This is a genomic window from Arthrobacter sp. I3, assembly GCF_000520575.1.
In the GTDB taxonomy this organism is placed as follows: domain Bacteria; phylum Actinomycetota; class Actinomycetes; order Actinomycetales; family Micrococcaceae; genus Arthrobacter; species Arthrobacter humicola_A.
On the sequence record NZ_KI914907.1, the window covers coordinates 46,589 to 72,137 of the forward strand.

At 65.9% G+C, this 25,549-nt stretch carries 21 protein-coding genes; 17 read left to right on the plus strand and 4 right to left on the minus strand.

Going from position 1 to position 25,549, the window contains the following annotated elements:
- The first annotated feature begins 139 nt into the window (after positions 1 to 139).
- From Y706_RS0104510 to Y706_RS0104545, 8 genes are all read left to right on the plus strand, one after another.
- The gene (locus tag Y706_RS0104510; protein ID WP_028275631.1) at positions 140 to 625 is read left to right on the plus strand and encodes a MarR family winged helix-turn-helix transcriptional regulator; all 486 of its coding nucleotides are present in this window, start codon (positions 140 to 142) and stop codon (positions 623 to 625) included.
- A gap of 103 nt (positions 626 to 728) precedes the next feature.
- On the plus strand, positions 729 to 2,732 hold the full coding sequence (locus Y706_RS0104515) for an MDR family MFS transporter (protein WP_043434798.1): 2,004 nt from the start codon (positions 729 to 731) through the stop codon (positions 2,730 to 2,732).
- A gap of 325 nt (positions 2,733 to 3,057) precedes the next feature.
- Positions 3,058 to 4,791 (plus strand): ABC transporter ATP-binding protein, encoded by a 1,734-nt coding sequence (locus Y706_RS0104520; RefSeq protein ID WP_028275633.1) that lies wholly within the window; start codon positions 3,058 to 3,060, stop codon positions 4,789 to 4,791.
- Positions 4,788 to 6,863: an ABC transporter ATP-binding protein gene (locus Y706_RS0104525; protein WP_028275634.1), complete on the plus strand. Its 2,076-nt coding sequence runs from the start codon at positions 4,788 to 4,790 to the stop codon at positions 6,861 to 6,863. The genes Y706_RS0104520 and Y706_RS0104525 overlap by 4 nt, the downstream gene beginning before the upstream one ends.
- A 149-nt stretch (positions 6,864 to 7,012) precedes the next feature.
- Positions 7,013 to 7,444: an acyl-CoA thioesterase gene (locus Y706_RS0104530; protein ID WP_028275635.1), complete on the plus strand. Its 432-nt coding sequence runs from the start codon at positions 7,013 to 7,015 to the stop codon at positions 7,442 to 7,444.
- A 59-nt stretch (positions 7,445 to 7,503) separates the two neighbouring features.
- Positions 7,504 to 7,800, plus strand: coding sequence for a membrane protein (locus tag Y706_RS0104535; RefSeq protein WP_028275636.1), 297 nt, complete (start codon positions 7,504 to 7,506; stop codon positions 7,798 to 7,800).
- A gap of 68 nt (positions 7,801 to 7,868) precedes the next feature.
- Complete coding sequence (locus Y706_RS0104540; protein WP_028275637.1) at positions 7,869 to 10,100, plus strand: McrB family protein; 2,232 nt, start codon at positions 7,869 to 7,871, stop codon at positions 10,098 to 10,100.
- On the plus strand, positions 10,093 to 11,475 hold the full coding sequence (locus Y706_RS0104545) for a 5-methylcytosine restriction system specificity protein McrC (RefSeq protein WP_028275638.1): 1,383 nt from the start codon (positions 10,093 to 10,095) through the stop codon (positions 11,473 to 11,475). The genes Y706_RS0104540 and Y706_RS0104545 overlap by 8 nt, the downstream gene beginning before the upstream one ends.
- On the opposite strand, the gene Y706_RS30020 is transcribed toward Y706_RS0104545, so the two are convergent.
- From Y706_RS30020 to Y706_RS0104560, 3 genes are all read right to left on the minus strand, one after another.
- The gene (locus Y706_RS30020; protein ID WP_052355007.1) at positions 11,472 to 11,828 is read right to left on the minus strand and encodes a hypothetical protein; all 357 of its coding nucleotides are present in this window, start codon (positions 11,826 to 11,828) and stop codon (positions 11,472 to 11,474) included. The genes Y706_RS0104545 and Y706_RS30020 overlap by 4 nt on opposite strands.
- A gap of 133 nt (positions 11,829 to 11,961) precedes the next feature.
- A complete protein-coding gene (locus tag Y706_RS0104555) occupies positions 11,962 to 12,453 on the minus strand; it encodes a very short patch repair endonuclease (protein ID WP_028275640.1) in 492 nt (163 codons plus the stop codon).
- A gap of 129 nt (positions 12,454 to 12,582) precedes the next feature.
- Positions 12,583 to 13,017 (minus strand): pyridoxamine 5'-phosphate oxidase family protein, encoded by a 435-nt coding sequence (locus tag Y706_RS0104560; RefSeq protein WP_028275641.1) that lies wholly within the window; start codon positions 13,015 to 13,017, stop codon positions 12,583 to 12,585.
- A 257-nt stretch (positions 13,018 to 13,274) separates the two neighbouring features.
- Here Y706_RS0104560 and Y706_RS28645 point away from each other — a divergent pair, with 257 nt between their 5' ends.
- The gene (locus Y706_RS28645) at positions 13,275 to 13,862 is read left to right on the plus strand and encodes a DUF6318 family protein (RefSeq protein ID WP_275450874.1); all 588 of its coding nucleotides are present in this window, start codon (positions 13,275 to 13,277) and stop codon (positions 13,860 to 13,862) included.
- A 442-nt stretch (positions 13,863 to 14,304) separates the two neighbouring features.
- On the plus strand, positions 14,305 to 14,805 hold the full coding sequence (locus Y706_RS23665) for a PKD domain-containing protein (protein WP_043434800.1): 501 nt from the start codon (positions 14,305 to 14,307) through the stop codon (positions 14,803 to 14,805).
- A gap of 7 nt (positions 14,806 to 14,812) precedes the next feature.
- Here the strand turns inward: Y706_RS23665 and Y706_RS0104570 are convergent, their stop codons facing one another.
- Positions 14,813 to 16,150 carry a helix-turn-helix domain-containing protein gene (locus tag Y706_RS0104570; protein ID WP_028275643.1) on the minus strand — a complete coding sequence of 446 codons (1,338 nt, stop codon included), beginning with the start codon at positions 16,148 to 16,150 and terminating at the stop codon, positions 14,813 to 14,815.
- A 205-nt stretch (positions 16,151 to 16,355) separates the two neighbouring features.
- Between Y706_RS0104570 and Y706_RS0104575 the strand changes: the two genes are divergently transcribed.
- From Y706_RS0104575 to Y706_RS0104605, 7 genes are all read left to right on the plus strand, one after another.
- Positions 16,356 to 18,146 carry an NAD(P)/FAD-dependent oxidoreductase gene (locus tag Y706_RS0104575; protein ID WP_028275644.1) on the plus strand — a complete coding sequence of 597 codons (1,791 nt, stop codon included), beginning with the start codon at positions 16,356 to 16,358 and terminating at the stop codon, positions 18,144 to 18,146.
- Between the two features lie 147 nt (positions 18,147 to 18,293).
- Entirely contained in the window at positions 18,294 to 19,349 is a 1,056-nt protein-coding gene (locus Y706_RS0104580; protein WP_028275645.1) for a 2,3-butanediol dehydrogenase, read from the plus strand.
- Positions 19,350 to 19,431: 82 nt separating this feature from the next.
- Positions 19,432 to 20,502, plus strand: coding sequence for an alkene reductase (locus tag Y706_RS0104585; protein ID WP_028275646.1), 1,071 nt, complete (start codon positions 19,432 to 19,434; stop codon positions 20,500 to 20,502).
- A 584-nt stretch (positions 20,503 to 21,086) separates the two neighbouring features.
- A complete protein-coding gene (locus Y706_RS0104590; RefSeq protein ID WP_028275647.1) occupies positions 21,087 to 21,797 on the plus strand; it encodes a GntR family transcriptional regulator in 711 nt (236 codons plus the stop codon).
- Positions 21,798 to 21,967: 170 nt separating this feature from the next.
- Entirely contained in the window at positions 21,968 to 23,308 is a 1,341-nt protein-coding gene (locus Y706_RS0104595; protein ID WP_253906687.1) for an MFS transporter, read from the plus strand.
- Complete coding sequence (locus tag Y706_RS23670) at positions 23,305 to 24,414, plus strand: 2-hydroxyacid dehydrogenase (RefSeq protein ID WP_084475921.1); 1,110 nt, start codon at positions 23,305 to 23,307, stop codon at positions 24,412 to 24,414. Before Y706_RS0104595 ends, Y706_RS23670 begins: the two co-directional genes overlap by 4 nt.
- A gap of 78 nt (positions 24,415 to 24,492) precedes the next feature.
- A complete protein-coding gene (locus Y706_RS0104605) occupies positions 24,493 to 25,497 on the plus strand; it encodes a sugar phosphate isomerase/epimerase family protein (protein ID WP_028275649.1) in 1,005 nt (334 codons plus the stop codon).
- Positions 25,498 to 25,549 lie beyond the last annotated feature (52 nt).

Below are 25,549 nucleotides of genomic sequence, written 5' to 3' on the forward strand. Positions count from 1 at the left end.
CGGGCAGGCCCGGCCGGTCCGCGTTTGCTATTTAAGGGTCTTTCGGGGCTGCGCGGCACCTCCCACGAGAGAGTTAGTTTCCCGAAGTAACCATTTTCGTATATAGTTGCCTGGGGCAAACAAAAGAGGGGTGTCCATCATGTCAGTTGAATCCAACGCTGCAGCCAGACTCGTCTACCAGATCTTCGATCTCCAGCGCGCGGTCCGTTGCGTTGCCGCCGCCAGTCTGCGCGGGCAGGACACCGGAGTGGCGCTTCAGGGCGTTTTGCGCTTTGTGGGGGAGGGCGAATCCCGGGCCACGCATCTTGCGGAGCGGCTCGGCGTCAGCGCCCCGGTCCTCAGCCGGCACATCGCCGACCTCGAAGAGCACGGCTATGTGGTCCGCCGGCCGGACCCGGAAGACGGCCGCGCGCAGCTGATCGCCCTGTCCGCCGCCGGCACGGAGAAACTGCGTGTCATCGAGGACCAGCGGACGGCCACCATCCAGGACCTGCTGCAGGACTGGAGCCAGGATGACGTCGAACTGACGGCGCGCACCCTCGAAAAACTTGCTGAGTCCCTCAGGACCTCAGCCCGGGCAACGACGGCCGGATCCACGAATACGACCGAAATTGTTGAGGAGTAGATATATGGCTAGCCACGCCGCCGCCACAGGGCCGTCCCCGGCCCCGTCGGACGTTCCGCAGGGGGCATCCCGCGCATCCCAGACCGCCGCAGAACCTGTGGCGATGACCCACCGCCAGATCATGGAGGCCCTCACCGGCCTGCTGGCGGCGTTCTTCACCGCCATCCTGAGCAGCACGATCGTCGCCAACGCGCTGCCCACCATCATGTCCGAACTCAAGGGCACCCAGACGGACTTCGCCTGGGTGATCACCGCCGCGCTCCTGGCCAACGCGGCAACCACCCCGATCTGGGGCAAGCTCGCGGACCTCTTCAACAAGAAGGTCCTCGTCCAGCTGAGCATCGTGATCTTCGTGGCGGGCTCCGTTATGGCCGGCCTGTCCGAGACCATCCCGCTGCTGCTGACCGCCCGTGTCATCCAGGGCATCGCCATGGGCGGCCTCACCGCCCTGGCCCAGGCCATCATCGGCTCCATGATCCCGCCGCGCGACCGCGGAAAGTACTCCGGCTACATGGGCGGCGTCATGGCCGTGGGCACGGCAGGCGGCCCGCTGCTCGGCGGCTTCATTGTCGACAGCCCGCTGGGGTGGCGCTGGACCTTCTTCGTCTGCGTCCCGCTCGCGGTGGTCGCACTCATCCTGCTGCAGGTCACCCTCAAGATCCAGCACGTCAAGCGCCCCGCCAAGATCGACTGGCTCGGCTCCATCCTGTTGACGTCCGGCGTCAGCCTGCTGCTCATCTGGGTCTCCTTCGCCGGCAATCCCGACTACTACGACTGGTGGTCGTGGCAGACGGTCGCCATGGTGGGCGGCGGCATCGTGCTCCTTGGCCTGCTCGTGCTGGTGGAATCCAAGGTCGCCCAGCCGATCATCCCGCTCAAGATCATCTCTGAGCGGACCACCGCCCTCGCAATCCTCGCCTCGGTGGCCGTCGGAGTGGGCATGTTCGGCTCCTCGACCTTCCTTGGCCAGTACTTCCAGGTGGCACGCGGCGCCACCCCCACCGAGGCCGGCCTGCTCACGCTGCCCATGATCGCCGGCAACCTCATCGGGTCGGTCGCCTCCGGCATGCTGATCAGCCGCACCGGCAAGTGGAAGCGGTACCTCGTGGCTGGCGCCATCTTGCTGATCGGCGGCCTGGGCCTGGCCGGCAGCATGGACCACACCACTGACCTGTGGATGACCGGTATCTACACCGCCATCCTCGGCGTCGGCCTGGGCCTGCTGATGCAGAACCTCGTCCTCGCCGTCCAGAACACGGTCCAGGCCAAGGACATCGGCACGGCCAGCGCCTCTGTGGCCTTCTTCCGGTCCGTCGGCGGTGCGATCGGCGTCTCGGTCCTCGGCGCCGTGCTGGGCAACCGCGTCAAGGAGCTCGTCGTGGAGGGGCTGGCTTCGGCCGGCATCCAGGTTCCCGCCGGATCCGCGGGGGCCAGCATGGACCTCAAGGACATGCCGGCACCGATCCGCGACATCATGCGTGCCGCCTACGGCGACGCGATCGCCGAGGTCTTCCTGATCTCCGCAGTCGTCGGACTCGTGGCGCTGGTGGCCATCCTGTTCATCAAGGAACGCCCGCTGCGCCGCACGGTCGACGTTCGGCCGGAACCCGCCGAAATCGCAGGGGACGCCCCGGATGCCGGGGTGGCCGCGATGGCCGGTGCCACGGCCTCGGCTTTGGGGAACACGGGTTACACCAGGACCACAGGGAACGACGACGTCGGGGCAGCGCCGTCCGCCGGATCCGGCATCGTTGACCTGGACCGGGAATTCATCGAGGTGCTCAGCCGGGACCGCGCCGAATCCCGCTTCCCCGATGCCGCCCGCCAGCGGACCCGGACCTTGGTGGCCGAGGAACGGCCCGAGGCCGCCGACGTCGTACCTGTGATGCTCCAGACCCAGCGGCTCCTCGCGGAGCAGCAGCTGCTGCTGGCGGACGCCCTGCGCGCCGTTCACGAGCAGGCCGCCGAGCAGCGTGCGATAGCCGCTGAACAGGCCCGGGTTGCCGGGGAGTTCACGGCCCTGCGCCGGCAGCTCGCCAAGCAGCGCAAGATGCAGCGCGCGGCTGCCGACTACATCGCCACCCACGGCCGGCACCGGACCGAGTAGCGCCGGCTCACAGTACCGGACCGCAGAGGCTCCGCGGTCGCCCCGAGGGGCGGCTGCGGGGCCTTCGTGCGGCAAGACGGTTGCGTGGCAGGCAACGGCCGCCGCCTAAGTACGCCGTTTGGATGATATTCAGCTCCCGATGTTCCTCCCGGGCGAGGGATTTCGTAGAGTTGGGTGGCTAAGGCTGTCGGTCCCATGGGCTAGTCTCCAATCAGCCTTCCAATAAACTTCACTATTTGGCTCTCCCCATACATTGCTCTCCCCATAATTTGCTCTCCCCAAATTTGGTCTCCCTATAATTCAGTCTTCGTAAGGACTCGTGGGCATGCTCGTTACCCTCATGCGGCGCTATTCCAAGCCGTATCTGCCATACATCGCGGCTGTGGTCATCTTCCAGCTGGCCTCGACCATCGCGGCTCTGTACCTCCCCAGCCTCAATGCCCAGATCATCGACGAGGGCGTCTCCCGCGGCGACACGGACTACATCTGGCGCACCGGCGGCGTCATGCTCGGCGTCGCGCTGATCCAGGTGGCCACCGCGATCGCCGGCGTCTACTTCGGCTCGAAGGCGGCGATGGCGTTCGGCCGGGACCTGCGCCGCGGCGTGTTCCGCAAGGTGAGCAGCTTCTCGGCGCGGGACGTCAACCTCTTCGGCGCCCCCACCCTGATCACCCGGGGCACCAACGATGTGCAGCAGGTCCAGATGCTCATGCTCATGGCGCTGAACTTCATGGTGGCCACACCCATCATGTGCATCGGCGGGATCTTCATGGCCCTGCGCGAGGACCTCAACCTGTCATGGCTCGTCTGGGTGTCCGTGCCCCTGCTCGTGGTCGTGGTGGGCTACCTCGTGGTCCGCCTGATGCCGCTCTTCCGTTCCATGCAGGAGAAGATCGACCGGCTCAACGGTGTCCTCCGCGAGCAGATCATCGGCATCCGCGTGGTCCGGGCCTTCGTGCGCGAACCCCACGAGGCCGAGCGCTTCGGCGCGGCCAACCAGGACCTCACCGACGTCTCGCTGAAGATCGGTTCCCTGTTTGTGCTGATGTTCCCCGCCATCGGCATGATCCTGCACATCTCCACGGCCGCTGTGCTCTGGTTCGGTGGCCAGCGCGTCGATGCCGGCGAGATGCAGGTCGGCTCGCTGACGGCCTTCCTCCAGTACCTCCTGCAGATCCTCATGGCCGTCATGATGGGCACCTTCATGGCCATGATGATTCCCCGCGCCTCGGTCTGCGCCGACCGGATCGGTGAAGTGCTCGACGTCGAGCCTTCCATCCACGAATCGCTAACCCCGGTGGCGCCTGCGGCAAAGGCCGGCCGCGTCGAATTCCGCAACGTGACCTTCGCCTACCCTGGCGCCGAGGCTCCCGTGCTCAGCAACATCAGCTTTACGGCCGAGCCCGGACAGACCGTGGCGATCATCGGCTCCACCGGCGCCGGCAAGTCCAGCCTGCTGGCCCTGCTCCCGCGGCTGTACGACGCCGAGTCGGGCGAGGTCCTGCTCGACGGCGTCCCCGTCACCCAGCTGGACCGCGCCGAGATCACGCAGCGCGTGGCCATGGTGCCGCAGCGGCCCTACCTGTTCTCCGGAACCATTGAGCACAACCTGCGCTTCGGCAAGCCCGAGGCCACGGACTCGGACCTGTGGGAGGCACTGACGGTCGCCCAGGCCGCGGAGTTCGTGCGCGAAAAGAAGGGCGGCCTCGCAGCGCGGATCGCCCAGGGTGGCACCAACGTCTCCGGCGGCCAGCGGCAGCGGCTGTGCATCGCCCGCGCGCTCGTCACCGAACCCAAGGTCTTCCTGTTCGACGATTCGTTCTCGGCCCTTGACGTCGCCACCGACGCCAGGCTCCGCCGGGCGCTCAAGGCCAAGACGGCCGATGCCACAGTGATCATCGTCGGCCAGCGGGTGTCCACCATCGCCGATGCGGACCAGATCCTCGTGCTGGACAACGGCCGGATCGTGGACCGCGGAACACATGAGGAACTGTTGGAAAGCTCCAGCACCTACCAGGAAATCGTCGAATCCCAGCTGAGCGCGGAGGCAGTGGCATGAGCACCAACGAGAAAGTCTCCAGCACGCCGGCCTCCGCAGCCGGCCAGGCCGCTGCCGATACGGACGCCACCAACCTGATCGAAGATGACTTCATCGAGGAGGAGTACACGCCCGGCGAGGCCGACGGCGGCATGTTCGGTGCCGTGCCGGCCAAGAAGGCCCAGCACTTCTGGCCCTCGGCCAAACGGCTCATGGGGCTGCTGAAGCCCGAGCGCGCCGGTATCACCGCCGTGCTCGCCATGGTGACGGTCGCCGTCGTCCTCAACGTCATTGCCCCGAGGATCCTGGGCCAGGCGATGGACGTGATCTTCGCCGGAGTGGTCGGCAAGCAGCTCCCGGCCGGGGCCACCAAAGAACAGTTCATCGAAGGACTGCGCTCCCAGGGCCAGGACAACTTTGCCGACATGCTCGCCAAGATGGACGTCGTGCCGGGCGCCGGCATCGATTTCCAGAAGCTCGCGTTCCTCATCAGCGTGGTGCTGGTGATGTACTTCGTCGCCAACATCTTCCTCTGGCTCCAGGGCTATGTCCTCAACGTGCTGGTCATGCGCGTGGTCCGCACGCTGCGCGATGACACCGAGAAGAAACTCAACAAGCTGCCGCTGAACTACTTCGATACCCGCCAGCGCGGCGACATCCTTTCCCGCGTCACGAACGACGTCGACAACATCCAGCAGGCGCTCCAGCAGGCCTTCGCCCAGCTGGTGAACTCGGCCCTGACGGTCATCGGGATCGTGATCATGATGTTCATCGTGTCCTGGCAGCTGGCCCTGATCGCGCTCGTCGCCCTGCCGCTCTCCGGCGTGGCAGCCGGCATCATCGGCGCCCGCAGCCAGAAACTCTTCGCCGCCCAGTGGAAGAACACCGGCGAGCTCAACGGCCAGATCGAGGAATCGTTCTCCGGCCACGACCTCGTCCGCGTGTTCGGCCGCGACGCCGACATGCTGGCCCGCTTCGACGAGCGCAACGAGGAACTCTACAAGGCCAGCTTTGGAGCCCAGTTCGTCTCCGGCATGATCATGCCGGTCATGCAGTTTGTCTCCTACCTCAGCTACGTCGGGATCGCCGTCGTCGGCGGACTGCGCGTGGCCTCGGGCAGCATGAGCCTGGGCGACGCCACGGCGTTCATCCAGTACTCACGCGAATTCACCCAGCCGCTGGGCCAGATGGCCGGTATGGCCAACATGCTGCAGTCCGGTGTCGCCTCCGCCGAGCGGGTCTTTGAATTCCTCGACGCCGACGAACAGGACGCCGAGACCGCCACCGAGCACCTCCCGGCGAAGACCGACGGGCACGTCGAGTTCAAGCACGTCACCTTTAGCTACACGCCGGACAGGCCGCTGATCGAGGACCTGTCCTTCACGGCCGAACCCGGACACACGGTGGCGATCGTGGGACCGACCGGGGCGGGCAAGACCACCCTCGTCAACCTCGTGATGCGCTTCTACGAGCTCAACTCCGGCGGCATCACCCTGGACGGTGTGGACATCACCCGGCTGAGCCGTTCGGAGCTGCGCGCCAAGGTGGGCATGGTGCTGCAGGACGCCTGGCTGTTCGGCGGAACCATCTACGAGAACATCCGCTACGGCAAGCTGGACGCCACCGAAGAACAGATCATGGCGGCGGCCAAGGCCACGTTCGTGGACCGCTTCGTCCGGGCGCTGCCGGATGGCTACAACACGGTGATCGACGAAGAAGGCAACAACGTCAGTGCCGGCGAAAAGCAGCTGATCACCATCGCCCGGGCCTTTGTGGCGAACCCGTCGCTGCTGATCCTGGACGAGGCCACGAGTTCCGTGGATACCCGCACCGAAGCCCTGGTCCAGAAGGCCATGGCGGCGCTGCGGACGGAACGCACCAGCTTCGTCATCGCCCACCGCCTCTCCACCATCCGGGACGCGGACACCATCCTTGTTATGGAGGACGGGCAGATCGTCGAGCAGGGCCGGCACGCCCAACTGCTGGCCCTGCAGGGCGCGTACTACCGGCTGTACATGTCCCAGTTCGCCGGCGAGGACGCAGACTCTGCCGTGGCGGATTCCGCGGAGGACGCGACGGCGGTGCACAGCTGAGCGCCGCAGGCCCCGCCGGGAAGAGCACAGCCGGCGGGCACGGGCCCGGCAGGGAGAGCGTAGGCACAGCCGCGGGCCCCGCCGGGAAGGGTGCAGCCGCTGGGGAGAACACAGCCACGGAGCCCTGGCGCCTCGAGGTGGGCGTGCCGATGCGCTGGAGCGACATGGATGCCTACGGGCACATCAACAACGTCCAGATTGTCCGGATCCTCGAAGAAGCACGGATCGCGGCGTTCGGCCCGCCCCGGGGTCCAGGGCTGCCGGGAACCGAACCGCTGGTGCCGCTCTTCAATGAAATTCCGGAAGGGACGCTGGCGCTCGTGGTCGAGCACAAGATCAGGTACGTCAGGACACTTGAGTACCGGAACGTGCCCGCCGTCGTCCAGTTGTGGATCGGCGCGGTCAAGGGCGCCAGCTTTGACATCCACTACCTGGTGCAGGATCCCGTCACGCGCGAGGACTGCGTCCGGGCCACGAGCCATCTCGCCTTCGTGGACGAGGCAACCGGCCGGGTGCTGCGGCTGACGCCCGAACAGAAGGACCGGCTGGCCCCCTACACCCGTGCCCACCCGGTCCAATAGCCTCTACCACGGTGCCGGTAGGGCTCCTAGAATGAACAACTCCGACGCTAAAAGGAGGCGTGGTCGTTGTGAACATGGGCCAGAACATGCACAAGAAGCACACCCGCAAGAAGAAGTGGAACGAACTCTCGCCGATTGCACGGTTCGGAACCATCGCCGCTGCCATCGTCCAACTCTCGCTGCTGGTCGCGGCCCAGACGGACATCAGCCGACGCCCGTCTGCGCAGATCCGCGGCAGCAAGGCCATGTGGCGGCTTGCCACGCTGGTGAATTTCATCGGTCCGGCCACGTATTTCACCTTCGGCGTGAAGCGCCGGCCCGGCGCGAAACCGAGTCTGCTGCCCGCCCGTCCGTAATCTACTGGCCGGTAGTTTAGGGTCGGCGTTAAATGGGCGCGTTCAGTTTAAGCCTGTAAATTGAACGTATGACCCCAACCAAGAAGCCTGCCCTGCACCGCGCCCTCGGTATCTCCAAGGAGATTGAAGACGCGGCGTGGTTTGTGCTGGGCCCGGGGTTGCTCGGCAAGGCGTCCGCCCTGGACGGCCGCACCAAAACGTGGTCCGTCCAGGCTGCCGCGGAGTTGCTGGAACGCCTCGAACGGGGCGTTCCAGATCCCAAGGCGCCGATGATGACCAACCTGCGCCAGAACCTGGAAGACGCCACCCGCGGGGCGAAGCAACTGGCCGTGGAGCTACTCTTCCTCCAGTCCCTGCCGCTGGCCCACGAGGTCAAGTCGCTGAAGGTCAAGCGGGCCCGCGTCGCCGAGGCGGCATCCTGGCTGGAGCCTGCGCTGGAGCTCCCCGACGAGCTCTACGCGGGCATGACGGACCACGGCGTGATCCGGGACCGCACCGCGGAATTCAACTGGACCATCTGGGACCACCTGAAATGGCTCTGCCGCTTCGTGCAGCACGTCGCACAGCGGCCGGCCCACGTCGTCCAGGCCGCGGTCAAAGATCCGCTGGCCTTCCACCGGCTGGTCGCCGGCACCCCGGATGACCAGCCGGCCATCCGCCGCAGCATTGAGTTCCTGGTCTGGCCCAGCTACTTCGAACCCGTGGTGGCCGATGTCGAACGGCAGGAGATCCGCGACGCCTTCGCTTCCCTCGTGGGCGGGGCCAAGGGGGACAGCGACGAGGACATTTCGGCGGACATCCACCGGATCCGCCTGCACCTGGACCAGCAGGCCGGGCAGCGGATCGACTGGTACTCACGCCAGCTGGTGAGCCAGTGGCGGAAGGTCGGCGACCCCGGCCGCCGCGCCTGGCTCCTGCGCACCCACCACGACAACGCCGAGCTGCTGGCGGAGTGGCGGGACGAGGAAGCGGTGACGCTCGACGTCGAACACCTCCGCCTGCTGGACCCCGGCGTCACCGCGGGGCTGGTCCAGAACGCCGTTGACGAGGACTACAAGCACCTCGGCTACGTGGAGCGTGAGGACACCAAGACCGCAGTCTTCGCCTTCCTGACCGTCATGAAGCCGGGTGACCTTGCGCTCTACCAGAGCTCGGGCAAGGTCCGGATCGGCGTGGTCCTCGGCGAACCGGAGCATGCCAAAGACAACCGCCAGCTCCGCCGCAAGGTCCGCTGGTTCGATGAGGAACACGACGCCACCGGCCTGCCCCGCCACGTGCAGCGCCAGCTGACCACCTCCGGCAACATCGTGGACATCACCCGCGTGATCCAGGCGCTCGAGGCGCTGCTGCCGGCTGAAGCGGAAGCCGAGGACGGCGACGGCGCCGCGCCGGATGCCGCCGTCGAACCGGCCTGTGACGGGTTCCGGCCGCTGACGCCGGAGTTCGCCGCGTCCCTGCACATGGACCTGGAGCCGCTGCAGGAAATCGCCGAACTCCTCGAGGAGAACCGGCAGCTGGTGCTCTACGGCCCGCCGGGAACCGGCAAGACGTACCTCGCCAAACACCTCGCCGCCGAGCTCGCCGCCGACACCACGGACGAGCGGGTCAAGCTGGTCCAGTTCCACCCGTCGTACGCCTATGAGGATTTCTTCGAGGGATTCCGCCCGGACAAGACGGACGAGGGGCAGGTGTCGTTCAAGCTCGTGGCGGGACCGCTGCGCCGGCTCGCCGAGGAAGCGGCCAAGCCCGGGAACGAGAGCAAACCGTACTTCCTGATCATCGACGAGATGAACCGGGCCAACCTCGCCAAGGTGTTCGGCGAGCTGTACTTCCTGCTCGAATACCGCGACGACCGCATCTACCTGCAATACAGCCCCAACGAGCCGTTCACCCTGCCGGACAACCTTTACATCATCGGCACCATGAACACCGCGGACCGTTCCATCGCGATGATGGACGCGGCCATCCGGCGGCGCTTCTCCTTCATCGAGCTGCACCCGAAGACGGAACCCGTGAAGGGCTCGCTGCTGCGCTTCCTCCAGGCCCGCGACCTGGACACGACGCCGGCCCTGCTGCTTGACGCTTTGAACGACGCGATCGACGAATGGGACCGCGACCTCATGATCGGGCCCTCCTACTTCATGAAGAAGTCCGCGCAGACGCCCAAGGGCCTGAGCAGGATCTGGAAATACGAGCTCATGCCGCTGCTGGAGGAGCATTATCACGGGCAACTCAACCGCGCCCAGCTCGAGGAACGGTTCGGACTGGAACAACTCCTGGGCCGCCTGGCGCATGCCTAGGCTGGCCGGGGACGCCGTAGCGCTGGACCGCAGTTCGTCGGACCGCAATGCCTCGGACCACCGGGGTTCATCCGGAGCCGGTCCGGCCGGGCGCGGTTCATCAGGTCGTGGTTCATCCGGACGGGGTTCATCCGGACGCGGTGCGGCGGAGGCCTGCCGGCACATTGTCCTCGACGAACTCTCCGCCGGCGTCGTGGAGCGGCTTGATCCGGACACTGCCGCCTACGTCAACGCCAGCGGCCTGGCGAAGGCCTCGCCGATGGGCATGGGCCTGTACCGGGTCGAACCGTTGGGGACCGTCGGCTCGGTGCGCACTCCCGCCGTGCAGCTGGAGGTGCGACCGAAAGGTCGGCTCGGTCTGAGCCGTTTGCTGTTCCTGCTCGGCTACGCGGGGGACCAAGGGTTCCGGGACGATTCTGTCGCAGCGGTGGAGCACACTGACCTTTGGAGCGCCCTGGCCGAATCCCTGGCGCAGCTCGCTGACCGGGCGCTGAGCCGCGGCGTGCTGCAGGGGTATCTCATGGTGGAAGAATCCCTCCGTACCGTCAAGGGCCGGATCCGGATGTCGGACCAGATTTCCCGCCGGCCCGGCATGCTGGTTCCGCTGGAAGTCTCCTACGACGAGTTCACCGAGGACATCGCGGAGAACCGGATTCTGCGCGCCGCACTGGAACGGATGTCCCAGGTGCCGCGGGTTCGGCCGGAAGTCCTGAGCCGCCTGCGCCGGCTCAAGGGAAAGCTCGACGCCGTGACGCGCCTTCAGTCCGGCGCGCCGCTGCCGCAGTGGCGGCCCAGCCGGATGAACACCCGTTACCACGCCGCTCTCCGGCTCGCCGAACTGATCCTGCGGAACGCGTCGGCGGAGGCCGGCGACGGCAAGCAGCAGTCGGCGTCGTTCGTGGTGGACATGGCAAAGGTGTTCGAGGACTTCGTGGGAACAGCCCTGCGCGAAGCCATGGCCGCCTACCCCGGAGAAATGCGGTTGCGCTACAACGCCCTGCTGAACGAGGCCGTCCGCGACTCGGACCGCATTGTGGTGCAGCCCGGTGCCGTCCACTTCCTCGGCGGCCGGCCCGTGATGGTGTACGACGCCAAGTACAAGGCCGCGGCCGACGTCGGCGCGTCCCTTTCGGGCGACCACTACCGGATGCTGGCCTACTGCACATCCTTGCGGGTGCCGACGGCGTGGATCGTTTACCCGGGAGCCGGGGAAATCAAGCTGCGCCGAATTCTCAATACCGACATCGACATTGTTGAGTTCCCGCTGGATCTGTCGCTACCGCCGTCGGAAATCCTGGCCGCCGTGGCAGATCTTGCCCAGCAGTCGTGGGGCGAAGTGCTCCGGCAGGCCAGTATCGACAGGTCCGCCGGCTAGGCGGATTCCTGCTGGTCGGCCACTGTCCGCAAATGTTCCAGGAGCGCCTTTTCCGGCTGGCCCGGGTTGTTGGCGACGTGCCACTGGAGTTTCTCCCGCACGTCAGCTTCTTCCGCGTTGGTGCCAGCCAGAACCTCATCAATGATCGAGGCCGCCTGCCGGCGCAGCGGCTCCAGATCCGGGTTCGCTCCGCGGAGCGGGCGGGCCCGGAAGCCGTGGAGCCTCGTGTGGCCGAGGCGACGGAACGGCAGAACTGTGGGGTCTGAATCTGTGGGGCTGGAATCTGCGGGACTGGAATCTGTTGGCGCAGCAGCCGTTTCGGGCTGGTCGTTGGACATCAGCAAGTGCGGCATCGTGCGCTCTCCCGTGTTTGCAGTACGCGTATGTACTGACCGAATAATGCCTATCGCCCCCGGAGTCGAATATTAGCTGAGGTCGTTCAGCCTGCACTGGAGGTGGGCCGCGCGACACGCGGGGAGTTGCTGCTCAGCGAAGGTCCTCAGGAGGGCTCGTCCCGGGCCGGGCCGGGCTGTGCAGGAAAGGACCGTGGCGGGGAGGGCCCTGGAGGAAGGCATCGAGGCGGAGCTCCAACGCCGATCGGTCCTTCAGTTCGCACTCCCACACGGTGAGGACTTCCCAGCCATCGAGTTCGAGCTGAAGCCGCTGGGCGGCATCGCGGTTCCGGGTGCGCGTGCGCTTGGTTTCCCAGAACTCGGCGTTTGCCTGGGGTGCGTGCTGGCCCACCCGGCAGTCGTGGAAATGCCAGAAGCAGCCGTTGACGAAGATGACTTTGCGGCGGCCGGCGAAGACGAGATCGGGGTTGCCCGGGAGTTTGCCGCCGCTCGCGGTGCCGTGCAGGCGATAGCGGTATCCCTTCGCGTGCAGCAGCCTGCGGACCAGCATTTCCGGCTTGGTGTTCTTGCCCCGGATCCTGGACATGTTCCAGCTGCGCCGCTCCGGAGTCAGCTTGTCCGCCATTGTTTAAGTCTAGGCGGGTGCCAAGTCCTGGCGCCGGCCAGCAGCCGCCGGGCAGCAGCCTCGGGGCGGGTCTGATGCGGACCGGGGGTGGCGGACCGGGGAACTGCGGGCGGTAGTCGCCGTCGGGCGTTAGATTTCCCGCTCCGGGTGTTCGCCGAACTGGAAGTGGCGTCCGCTGAGCGACGTCGGCGTAATTTCGACGTAGAAGTCCTTCAACGTCGGAACCCACGGTTTCAGCCCGAGGGCCTCGGCGTCGGCGATGTCCGCCGATTGGTCGAGCACGCGTGCAGTGCCGCGCAGGACTACTGACCATGCTTCCTCGGACAGGATCCCGTCGGTTTCGAAGAGCACCTTCGAGTTGATGGTGAGCTCGGCCAGTTTGTTTCCCGGGGCGGTGCGGAGGAACAGTTTCCGGCCGCTGGCCGCGTAGTTCACGGGGAAAATGTCGGGTTCTCCGGCCACGGTGACCACGAGCCTGCCGTGCTTTGTAGCCTCAATCAATGTCCAGGCTTGGTCGTCGTCCAGTGTGAGGATCGGATTGCCGTCTTCGTGTTCGAACATCATGAGTTCATTGTTCTGAATCGGGCGGTCGCTGGCTAGGGGCTAAAGGACTGCCGGGGTGTTCCGTCGGTCCGACAGGCGGGCACATGCTGCCTGTGGATAATTTTGACCGGCAAAATGTGATCTCAGTTACCCTTAAGCCACAAATTGGCTTCAATCGTCTTGATTTTCTATCGGGGGAGTAGCTGACCATGACATCTCGCACTTCGCTTTCCGGTCCATGGCGAGCCTGTGCGGTCGCTTGGGTGTCGATCTCCCTGATGTCGGCCACAGCGTGCAGCGGGGGTGGAACGCCGACTCCCGGATCCCCACCGGCTGCTTCGCAGAGTCCCTCAGGGCAGGCCACCCCGAGCGCAACTCCCACACCTACTGCCAGCTACAAGCCCGCCGACGCGACCGGCAAGGCGCAGAACGTGCCAGTACCCGAGTTGCCGGAAGCTGCGAAGGCGGAGACGAAGGAAGGGCTGGAGGCGTTTGCGCGGTACTGGTTCGTGTTGCTCAATTATGGATATGAAACTGGAGATACTTCGAGGCTCGACGCGATAACAAGTTCCCAATGTCGCGCCTGCGAAAGGGCCAAGGCTGTAATTTCAGGGTGGCACGAGGGTGGGCGATGGCTCGCAGGCGGTAAGGTTCAAACACCTTCGGTCAGCACAACGTTCAAGGTTGCACCGGATGGCAACTATCAAGTAGCGATCCAAGTCTCGCAGCAGGCGCTTTCCTATTACAACGCCGATGGCACACTGCAGCAGGCAGCGGCCAAGCCAGAAGATACCGGCAACCTCATGCTCGCTGTGTTTAAACGTGGGGCTTGGTACGTCAACAACATTCAGCCGATCGTCGGCTAGCACGATGCGTCGGTTGTTGTGGGGCCGAGGCCCTGCTATGGCGATGTTGTTTCTCATTTTTGTCGGGACGCCTATTTCCGCGCGAGCCGAAGGCCAGCCACCACCTATTGTCGGTAATTGGGGTGACGACACCGTTGATGTCGGCGGCTGGCTGGTCGACCCGTCGACGGGGCGGTTCGTATGGTCGCAACCCGGATCTGTATCTGCAGACCCCTTCCAGTACAAATACGAGCTCCAGTGCCATTTGGGCGGAGGCGACTTTGACGCCGACTGTCTCGCCGCAGCGGTGGACTGTTCGAACGGTCCAGACGGAAAGGCCGGCATTCCCGTTATCTGGCTGAAAGCGCCGGCCGGCGTACCCAACCCGACATGGTCATTTCACTCCGGCCCAACGTGCCTCTTCGATCCCCGGCCGGCGGATTTGCTGCCCAGAATTGCCGCAATGATCCAGAGGGAGTTCCAGCGGCTTCCGATTACTGCGGGACTGTCTACAGCCCAACCCAGCCCCAACACGCTCCGGGGTGCCGAGACCAATTTCTTCGCCAGCGCCGCAGATCAGCAGTTCGACATCACAATCCTGGCCCAGGCCGTCCACGTCACCGCTAAGCCCGTGCAGTACTCCTGGAGCTATGGCGACGGCACCTCGCTCGGCCCACAAGCGGTGGCCGGCGGACCGCTTCCGCAGGATCGCTGGGGCGAGAAGACCCTGACGAGTCACGTGTACACCCAGACCGGCGACTTCCCAGTGGTTTTGACGACGCATTTCCAGGGAACCTACTCCGTCAATGACGGACCGCCGCTGCCCATCCCCGGCCAAGGGCAATTCAGCTCGCCGCCGCAGACCGTCAGTGTCTGGCGGACGATCACCAGGAACTACGCAGACACGTGCCTGCAGAATCCCCAAGGCCAAGGCTGCCCCGGGGTCGCCCCGCCGCCTCCCTAGTCCGTGGCTAGGCTCGCAATTCCCGGTCCACCCGTTCCATCCGGGCATTCACGAGCTGGCAACGCGGGTCGTCCGGCCCCAATAGCGCAGCCACGGCAGCCGCAGTCGCCGTATCGAAGGACCCCATGTCGCTGGTGCACCACTGCAGCATCAGCCGGGCATCACCGCTTGACCGGACGGAAGCTCCCACGGCTGTGTTGAGCTCGTCGCGCATGAACCCGATCGCCAGATTGACCGAACGGGTGAGCAGTTTTGCCGGGTACGCCGCGAACGCCTCGGCAACCCGACCGTCCCGCAGATGACCGGCCACAACGGAAGCGTCGGTCACGACGTTGAGGGTTGAAGAGAATCGGTAGGGGTTCGCTTCCAGGACATCCCCCAGAATGGCGCGGATCCGGTGCATCTCGGTCCGGATCGCCGCGCCGGTGCCGGCGTCGCCATGGATCTCGTAAGCCAATTCTTCGGCACTCCAGCCCTGATCACGCGAGGCCAGCAGTGCCAGGATTTCGGCGCGGCGCACTGTCAGCGGGCGGCTGATGCCGCCGTCGACCGCCGCGGATGGCGCGTCCCCCAAGAGCCGCAGCACGAGCTGGGGCCGGGCGCCGCCGTCGCGCACTGCCCGCTCGCCACCAGGGGCCCGCTGCCCCGAGCGCCCGACGCCGCCGTCGGGAAACGGGGCCGATTTCAGCAGCTCCTCTGCGAGCCGCACTCCGCAACGGACCAGCCGCAGGCTGTCCGGCGTGACCGATTCGAACGGGCCGGAGACGTCCAGGACGCCGATGATGTCGCCGGTCAAAGGGTCGCGAATGGGGGATGCGGTGCAAGCCCAGTCATGGTGGGTCCGCACAAGGTGCTCGGCCGAGAAGAGTTGCGCCGGCGCACACGTCACCAAGGCCTCGCTGATGGCGTTGGTGCCCACTCCTGATTCGGACCAGTCGGCGCCCTCCACGAACTCCAGCGAGTCCGCGAGCCGCAGGGCCTGCTTGCTGCCGACGCGCCACAGAACTTCGCCCTCGTGGTCGGTGACGATCAGCAGATGGCGTCCGGTCACGGTCTCATCGGCCAGAAGCTGTGACAACGCAGGCATCACCGCAGCCAGCCGATGGCCGGCGCTGAGGGATCGCGCCTCGGAGACTTCATGCCGGTGCAAGGGCCGGTGCTGGTCCGGATTGATACCCAGCGCCAGGGAACGTTGCCAGGACTTGATAAGCGACGGCGAGAGATGCGGATCCGGAGTGCCCGAAATCGTGGTCTCGTGCGCCGCCCGGAGTATTCGGGCGTACTCCGCCGGTGCAGAAAACCTGAGGTCCGAGGGATGCGTGATGGGGCCATTGCCCTGCCGCATGCTCATTCTCTCAACTCGCCCTCGAATCGTCGCACCCGGCCGGGTCCCTGCCGCCGTCGGCCACCCTGCGCGCCCGCCGACAGCTTGAGAGCTCCGTGTAACCCGATTGTAACCCCCTGCGACTTTTACTTGTGATGCGGGTCACTGCGCGGTCTAGGCGCCACGCAACGGGAGCGGCCCCCTGTCAGCAATGGAAAGAGGAAACATGCCTGAGACACCAAACGGCGTCGTCGGGGCGTGGCTGGCGCAGTTCGATGAGGCACTGCGCAGCCACAACACTGACGCCGCACTGGAACTTTTCGACGACGACTCGTACTGGCGCGACTTCGTCTCCTTCACCTGGAACCTCAAGACGCTGGAGGGCAAAGAGGACATCCGGCGCATGCTCGAGGCGACCCTGGACGACGTGCGGCCCAGCAACTGGACCCTCGCCGAGGACGCCACCGGGGACGCCGCCAATGCCGAGGCCTGGGTGAACTTCGAGACCGCCCAGGCCCGGGGCTACGCCCATCTGCGCCTCCGGAATGGCAAATGCTGGACCCTGCTCACCACCATGCAGGAACTGAAGGGCTTTGAGGAAAAGAAGGGCCCCAACCGGGACAAGGGGGTCGCCCACGAGATCACCAAAGGCCGCAAATCCTGGCTGGAACTGAAGGAGGAACAGGAGGCGAGGCTCGGCTACGAAGACCAGCCCTACACCGTCATCATCGGCGGCGGCCAGGGCGGGATCGGGCTGGGCGCGCGGCTGCGGAGGCTCGGAGTGCCCACCATCATCATCGAAAAGAATGAGCGCGCGGGTGACTCCTGGCGTAACCGCTACAAGTCCCTCCACCTGCACGATCCGGTCTGGTACGACCACCTGCCCTACATGAAGTTCCCCGACGACTGGCCGGTTTTCGCGGCCAAGGACAAGATCGGCGACTGGCTGGAAAACTACACACGGATCATGGAACTGAACTACTGGTCCAAAACCGAGTGCACCAACGCCCGCTTCGACGAAACGTCCCAGGAGTGGGTGGTGGAGGTGATGCGCGACGGCGAACCGGTCACCCTGCGCCCGAAGCAGCTCGTCTTCGCCCTGGGTGTATCGGGGTACCCGAGCGTCCCCACGTTCGACGGCGCCGAGTCCTTCCTGGGGGAGCAGTACCACTCGTCCAAGCACCCGGGCGGTGGCGACTGGACCGGCAAGAAGGCCGTGGTCATCGGCTCCAACAATTCGGCCCACGATATTTGCGCCGACCTTTGGGAACACGGCGCGGACGTCACCATGGTCCAGCGGTCCTCGACGCATATTGCCCGCAGTGAATCCCTCATGGACCTGGCTCTCGGCGGGCTGTACTCCGAAGAGGCGCTGGCCAACGGCGTCACCACGGAGAAAGCCGACCTGCTGTTTGCCTCCTTGCCGTACCGGATTCTGCCCGAAGCCCAGATCCCGGTTTATGCGGAGATGGCCCGCCGGGACGCGGAGTTCTACGCCCAGCTCGAGGCTGCCGGCTTTGACCTGGACTTCGGCGTTGACGGCTCCGGCTTGTTCCTGAAGTACCTGAGGCGCGGCTCCGGCTACTACATCGACGTCGGCGCCTCGCAGCTGATCATCGACGGCCGGGTCAAGCTGGCCAATGGCCAGGTCAGCAAGATCACCGGCAACTCCGTCGTGATGGCCAACGGAACGGAGCTGGATGCCGACGTCATTATTTACGCCACGGGGTATGGGTCGATGAACGGCTGGCTGGCTGATTTGGTCTCGCCCGAGGTGGCGGACGCCGTCGGCAAGTGCTGGGGGTTCGGATCGGAGACGCCGAAGGATCCGGGGCCGTGGGAGGGGGAACTGCGCAACATGTGGAAGCCCACCAACGTGGAGAACCTGTGGATCCACGGCGGCAATCTGCACCAGAGCCGGCACTATTCGAATTATCTTGCCCTGCAGCTCAAGGCCAGGATGGAAGGGCTGCCGACGCCGGTCTTCGAGCTGCAGCCCACGCATCACGCGCGCTAACCGGACGCGCTGACTCACGGGGTCGTGACAATCTCAGGCACGGCCACCAGACTGGGGCTACGGCCCCGCTGTGAAAATCCAACTTTTATTCCGTGGATGCGCCTGATCGGGCGCATCCACGGTCCTGGACTGCGAAGGTGAAACACCATGAAAGCAGCACGATTCCACGCCCGCGAGGATCTCCGGATCGAAGACATTCAAGAGCCGGAGCTGCGACCGGGAACGGTGAAGATCGCCGTGGCCTGGTGCGGTATCTGCGGCACCGACCTCCATGAATTCCTGGAAGGACCCATTTTCACCCCGCCGCCCGGCCACCCCCACGGGCTCACCCACGAGGCCGCCCCGGTCACCCTCGGCCACGAGTTCTCCGGCACCGTCGAGGAGCTGGGGGAAGGCGTCAGCGGTCTGGCCGTCGGAGACAACGTCGTTGTGGAGCCGTACTACGTCTGCAATGAATGCGGTCCCTGCCTCAGCGGCCACTACAACCTGTGCACCAAGTTGGGCTTCATCGGCCTGGCGGGCGGCGGTGGCGGCTTGAGCGAGAAGATCGTCGTCGACACCCGGTGGGTGCACCCTGTCGGCGACATCCCCCTGGACGAGGCCGCCCTGATCGAACCCCTTGCGGTGGCGTATCACGCCGTCGGCCGGAGCGGCGTCAAAGCCGGGGACGTCGCCGTCGTCGGGGGTGCCGGACCCATCGGCCTGCTGACCGCCGCGGTCCTCAAAGGCATCGGCGTCACCACGATCGTTACCGAGCTGTCGGCCGCCCGCAAAGACAAGGCGACTTCGTCCGGGGTCGCGGATCACGTACTCGATCCGAGTGCCGAGGACGTCAAGGCGCGCGTGCTGGAACTGACCAACGGTGCGGGGGCCGATGCGGCGTTTGAATGTGCCGGTGTGAATGCGGTGCTGGACACCATGCTCGACGTCGTGAGGCCCGCCGGCGTCGTCGTCAACGTCTCGATCTGGGGGCACCCGGCCACGGTCGACATGCAGAAAGTAGTGCTGAAGGAAATTGACCTGCGCGGCACCATCGCCTACTGCGGCGACCACGAAGCCGCGATCAAGCTGGTCCAGGAAGGAAAAGTGGACCTGAAACCCTTCATCACGGGGCGGATCGCCTTGGACGACTTGGTGGACCAGGGGTTCGACACGCTGATCAACCACAACGACACCGCGGTGAAGATCATCGTCCACCCGTAGTGATCCGAGTCTCACGGGGGAATAGTTGCAGACGCCTCGCAGTTGCCGCCAGTGAACCCATTTACTGCGAAAGGAATTGCGCATGCTGTTTTCCCCGATGACCCTCGGCGAGCTGGAACTGCCCAACCGGCTCGTCATGGCGCCGCTGACCCGTCTCCGTTCCGGCCAGGAAGGTATCCCGGGGCCCCTGGTTGCCGAGCACTACCGCCAGCGCGCCTCACTGGGCCTGATCGTCAGCGAGGGCACCTATCCGAGCCCGGCCGGGCGCTCGTACCCGGGCCAGCCCGGCATCGTCACCCCGGACCAGATTGCTGGCTGGAAGAAGGTCACGGACGCCGTTCACGCCGAAGGCGGCCGGATCTTCGCGCAGATCATGCACGGTGGCCGGGTTTCACATGAGGACATCACCGGCGGCCACCAGGTAGTTGCGCCGAGTGCCATCGCCGTCGAGGCAGAGACCCGTACGTCCAAGGGCAAGCAGGCGCACCCCGTGCCGCATGCCCTGACCACCGACGAACTGCCCGGCGTCCTGCAGGAAATTGTCCAGGGCTCGCGGAACGCGATCGAGGCAGGGTTCGACGGCGTGGAGCTGCACTCTGCCAACGGTTACCTGTTGCACGAATTCCTGGCGCCGTCGTCGAACCAGCGTGACGACATCTACGGCGGCACGCCCGAGAACCGGGCGCGCTTCGTGATCGAAGTTGTGAAGGCTGTGGTGGAGGCCGTGGGCGCCGAACGCGTCGGCATCAGGATCTCGCCGGAGCACAACGTCCAGGGTGTCACCGAACTGGACGCCGCAGATGTTCGTGAGACGTACCGCTTGCTGGTGGATGCTATTGCGCCGCTGAACCTGGCCTACCTGAGCATCCTGCACAAGGATCCCACCGGCGAACTGGTCCAGGACCTGCGTTCACGCTTCAACGGCGCCTTCCTCGTCAATACCGGATTCGGCGTCATCACCACCCGGGATGAGGCCATCTCGCTGGTTGCCGACGGGCACGCTGACGCCGTCGTCGTCGGACGCCCGGCCATCGCAAACCCGGACCTCGCCCGCCGCTGGCGCGAAGGCCTGCCGGTCAACGAGCCAAACGCATCCACGTTCTACGCCGACGGCGCCGAGGGCTACACCGACTACCCGGCCTACCAGAACTAGGGCCATCTGCGGCGCGGTGAATCCCGCGGAGCCGTGCAGCGCACGCTCGGTTGGACATGCTCAGCTGCAGCCACGATCAGTGGGCAGAATGCCATTCTGCCCACTGATCGCATTTAACAATGAGCATGTCCCTCGCCGGGCAGGTCCGAGACAGGATGCGCGAGTCACAGGGCCGCGCCCGCTGCCGGACATGTGCCGCGATGATCTGCACGAGAGAGCATGTTCCTCGCGGCGCATCATGGCCATGGGACATGCCCGGCGGCCGCCGCGGCCAGTGGGCAGAATGCCATTCTGCCCATTGGCCGCGCCTAACAATGAGCATGTCCCTCGTCGGTTGGGCCTAAGACTGGACATGTGCCTCGCTGGAATGTGCGGGTGGGCATGTCCCGTCCTGCACATCGGGGCCACCGGGACATGTTCCCTCGACGCATTGGCCACTGGACATGTCCCGTGGCTGGCGCCGGGACTGGGCATGTCCCCCGTGGGCTTAGGACGCGGAGCGAGGGGCATGTCCAGCGGTGGGGGCGGCAAATGAGCATGTCCCGAAGGGGGCCTCGCCGTGCCTGGTCCTATAGGATCTGAAGATGCAATTAGCTTCCACCGGCAGCCATTCTGAGGGGCGCCCCGCCGGCCGCCCCGTCAGCCGGCAGGTCTTGGCGGACCACGTCTATGAGGAACTTCTGGCGTCGCTGATGGATGGCCGGCTGGAACCCGGAACCGCGGTCAGCATCGACGGGACCGCCCGGGAACTCGACGTCTCGCCCACCCCCGTGCGGGAGGCGCTCGCCAGGCTGGAACACACCGGGATGGTGCGCCGCGTGGCCCTTAAGGGCTACCGGGTTGCTCCGGTGTTCACCCGGGAAGACTTCGCCGAGCTTATGGAAGCCCGGCTCGCGATCGAACCTGTGAACGCCCGCCTGGCGTGCGCCCGGCTGACGCCCGGCCACCTGGCCGAATTGGAACGGGCCGTCGCCGATCTCAAGGACGCACCGCGCGGGCCCTCCTTTGCCGAGTTCCGCGGCTACCTCGAGGCCGACGAGCGGTTCCACCGGCTGATCGCGGAGCAGACGGGCAACCAGTTCATGGTGGCCGCCTACGCCGCCCTCGGCGGACAGATTCAGCGCTTCCGCCTGTTCGGGGGAGTGGGGATCACCGACGCCGACCACGCGATCGCCGAACATCAGGCGGTCCTGGATGCCTTGGCGACGGGCGACCCGGAGAAGGCCGCAGCCGCAATGGCCGAGCATGTGCAAAAGGTGCGCGGCCGCGCCATCGCGGACGCTCCCGCGGAATAAGGCTCGCTTCCCAGGCTGACGCACGCGGGTCCAACACCGCGTGACAGTGCGCCGCACCCGGCTTCTTCGCCCTCTTTTTGTGACCCCCTTCACAGCTGATCGAAGACCCTATAGGATCTTCGATTGTGACGGCTACGGTGCCGGCATGGGGAGTCACGAGGGAGTGAAGAGTGCAAACAGAAACTTTGGCCGCAGGGCCCAAGGAGTCCGCAACACGCCGCACCATCAAGAATCTGCGGTGGTGGATTCTCGGCTGGGCGCTGGCCGCCGGCATCATCAACTACATGGACCGCAGTGCGATCTCCATCGCCGCGCCGCAACTGATTAAAGACTTCGGCATGACCCGGACGGACATTGGCCTCCTGGGCACCGTGTTCTCCTGGACCTACGCTTTTGCCCAGCTGCCCGCTGGCTGGCTCGTGGACAAGCTGGGCGCCCGACGGATGTACTTCCTCGCAATCGCGGGCTGGAGCATCGCGACCGCGCTGATGGCCGTCGGCACCAAGATGTGGCAGTTCGTCACCTTCCGCTTCCTGCTCGGCATCACCGAGGCCCCCAACGGGCCCGCGTCGGCAAAGCTCACCGCCGACTGGTTCCCCCGGGCCGAGCGCGGACAGGCCACCGCCATCTGGGACAGCGGTTCCAAGTGGGGACCCGCCATCGCGCCGCCCGTCCTGACCGCCATCATGCTCGCGTTCGGCTGGCAGGCCATCTTCCTCTTCCTCGGTGTCGCAGGCATCGTGCTGGCATTGGCCTTCTTCCTTTACTACCGCGCTCCCGAAGAGCACAAGCGCATCAGCGCGAAGGAACTGGATTACATCGAAAGCCAGCGCACCACCCAGCTCCTGACTGCCAAGAAGGTTTCGTGGCTCGGACTCTTTAGGCACCGCCAGATCTGGGGCATGATGGCCGGATTCTTCTGCGTCATTTGGATCTGGAACATCTTCATCGTCTTCCTGCCGCTCTACCTGCAGGAAGAACGCGGTGCCAGCATCGCCAGCTCCGGCTGGCTTGCGGCTGTCCCGTACCTCGGCGCAGCCATCCTCGGCATCACCGGCGGCTGGGTCATGACGCGCTACTCGAAGAAGGCCGGCCGCGATCCGTTGCTGGCCAAGCGTCACGTGATGTCCATTGCAGCGGTTGCCGCCGGCATCCTGATCTGCCTCATCCCGTTCGTAGATTCCCTCCCGCTCGCCATCGCTGTCATGACCGTGGCACTGGGCTTCGTCGCCACCATGCAGGCGGCCGCGTGGGCCATGCCCGGCGACATCGTGGACAACTCACAGGTTGCCTCCGTCGGTGCCATCCAGAACTTCGGCGGCTACTTCGGCGGCGCCTTTGCCCCGCTGCTGACCGGTGTGATCGCCGATGCCACCGGCTCCTACGCGCCGTCGTTCGTGATCGGCGGCGTCATCGCCGCCCTGGCCGCAGTGGCGTACACCGTGCTGGTCCGCGAACCCATCAAGGACAAGACCGCAGCAGCGCAGACAGAAAGCCGAACCGACGCATGAGCACAGCAACAAATGCATTGACGACGACGGCGGTCGCCACCACGGCGGCCGCCCCGGCGGCGGGAACCACCACCGCGGGCACCGCCCGCTCGCCGTTCACCGTGGCCGTCACGGCCGACGCCGCACGGCCGGACGGAAGCTCCATTCACGGGGATCTGGGGCTGAAGCGGCTCAGCGAGCATGGCATCAGCTGGAGCGTCCTGCCCAGTTACACAGACCCGGTTCCGCTGGCCGACCTCGCCGGGGTCCAGGCCGTGCTGTCCCTGGGGCACATCGCCTTCGATTCAGGCACCGTGGACCAGGCCCCGGACCTGAGGCTGATTGCCCGGTTCGGGGCCGGCTACGAAACCATCGACTTGGACGCCTGCACCCGCGCCGGCATCGTTGTCACCAACACCCCGGATGCCATCCGGCGGCCGTTGGCGGTGGCGGGACTGACGCTGCTCCTGGCGCTCTCGCACAAGCTCCTGGCCAAGGACAGGCTGACCCGGACCTCTGACTGGGCGCAGCGCGAGCACTACCGCGGCGCGCCGCTGGTGGGCCAGACGGTCGGCATCGTGGGCTTCGGAAGTGTGGGCGCTGAGCTCGCCCGTCTCCTGGCCCCGCTAGGGGTGAAAGTCGTGGGCAACAACCGCAGCGGCCGCCACGCGGAGGCCGCCGGACTCGGCGTCGAACTGCTGGGCCTGAATGAGCTCCTGGAGCGCTCGGATTACGTTGTGCTCTGCGCTGCGCTGACACCGGCGACCGAAAAACTGATCGGCGCGGCCGCGTTGGCGCGGATGAAGCCAAGCGCCTACCTGATCAATATCGGCCGCGGAAAGCTCGTGGACACGGATGCCCTCCGGGACGCCCTGCGGGAGGCCCGGATCGCCGGCGCCGGCCTGGACGTCTTTGAGCCGGAACCCCTGCTTCCCGACGACGAGCTCCTGACCTTGGACAACGTGGTGCTTTCCCCGCATTCCCTGTGCTGGACCGAGGACTTCACGCGGGACGTCGCGGCCAGCGCCATTGGGTCGATCCTGGCGGTCGCGGCAGGGGAGCGCCCTGCCAACGTCCTGAATCCGGAGGTCTTCGCGACAGCGGCCTTCGCCGCGAAGCGCTCGTAACCCGGGGGTGTGACCTTGACAACATCCCTCTAGATAGTAAATCCTATAGGAAACAGGATTCCACGAAGGAGTGAACCCATGGCCTATACAGCCGAAAACTGGCCCATCACCGCAGCGCTCCTGCAGTTCCCGGGGACCGACGCGCAGGGCAACCACATCAACGACGCCGACGCCTCCGCCTGGGCCGAGGTCCTCACCGAGGTCAAGGACGCCGGCTTTGCCAATGCCGACCTCACGGACAGCTGGGTCCGCCCCGGTGACCTGAGCTCGGCGCGGCTCGCCGAGTTCAAGCAGACCGCGGACAACGTCGGCATCGGCATCCCCGTCATCTCGGCCATCCGCCGCAGCGTGATCGAGGAAGGCAACTGGGAAGCGAACCTGGCGTACAGCCACCGCACCATCGACGCCGCCGCCGAGCTGGGCTGCGAGGTCGTCTCGTTCGGACTGCACCAGGCCATCACCGCCGAGCAGCAGAAGCAGCTCTGGTTCTGGACCGTCGAAGGGTACAAGGACCCGGTAGGGGACAAGGAAACGTGGGGCAAAGCTGTGAGCCGCCTGCGCGACCTTGGCCAGCACGCGGCCGAGGTCGGCGTCCTGCTCTCGCTTGAAATGTACGAGGACACCTACCTCGGCACCGCGGATTCTTCCGTTCAGCTGGTCCAGGACATCGGCCTGGCCAACGTCGGCATCAACCCGGACATCGGCAACCTCATCCGGCTGCACCGCCCGATCGAGGACTGGCGCGAGATGGTCGCCAAGACCCTCCCGTACTCCAACTACTGGCACATGAAGAACTACATCCGCGACGAGGACGTCGCCCGGGACACCTACGTGGCGATGCCGGCCCCGATGGAAAGCGGCCTCATCAACTACCGCGAGGCGTTCAAGACCGCGCTCTCCGTCGGCTTCCAGGGCATCCTGTGCACCGAGCACTACGGCGGCGACGGCCTCAGCGTCACGGCCAGCAACCAGGACTACCTCCGCCGCCAGGTCCTGCCGAAGACCGACGGCTACGCCCTCGGCGCGAGCCAGGTGGCCCAGGGCCGGCAGTTGCCGGCAGCCACGGCACTCGCCAGCGCCTGAAGCCAGCTTCTGAACTCAGCGCCTGACCGGGCGCTGACCCGGCGCGTGGTGC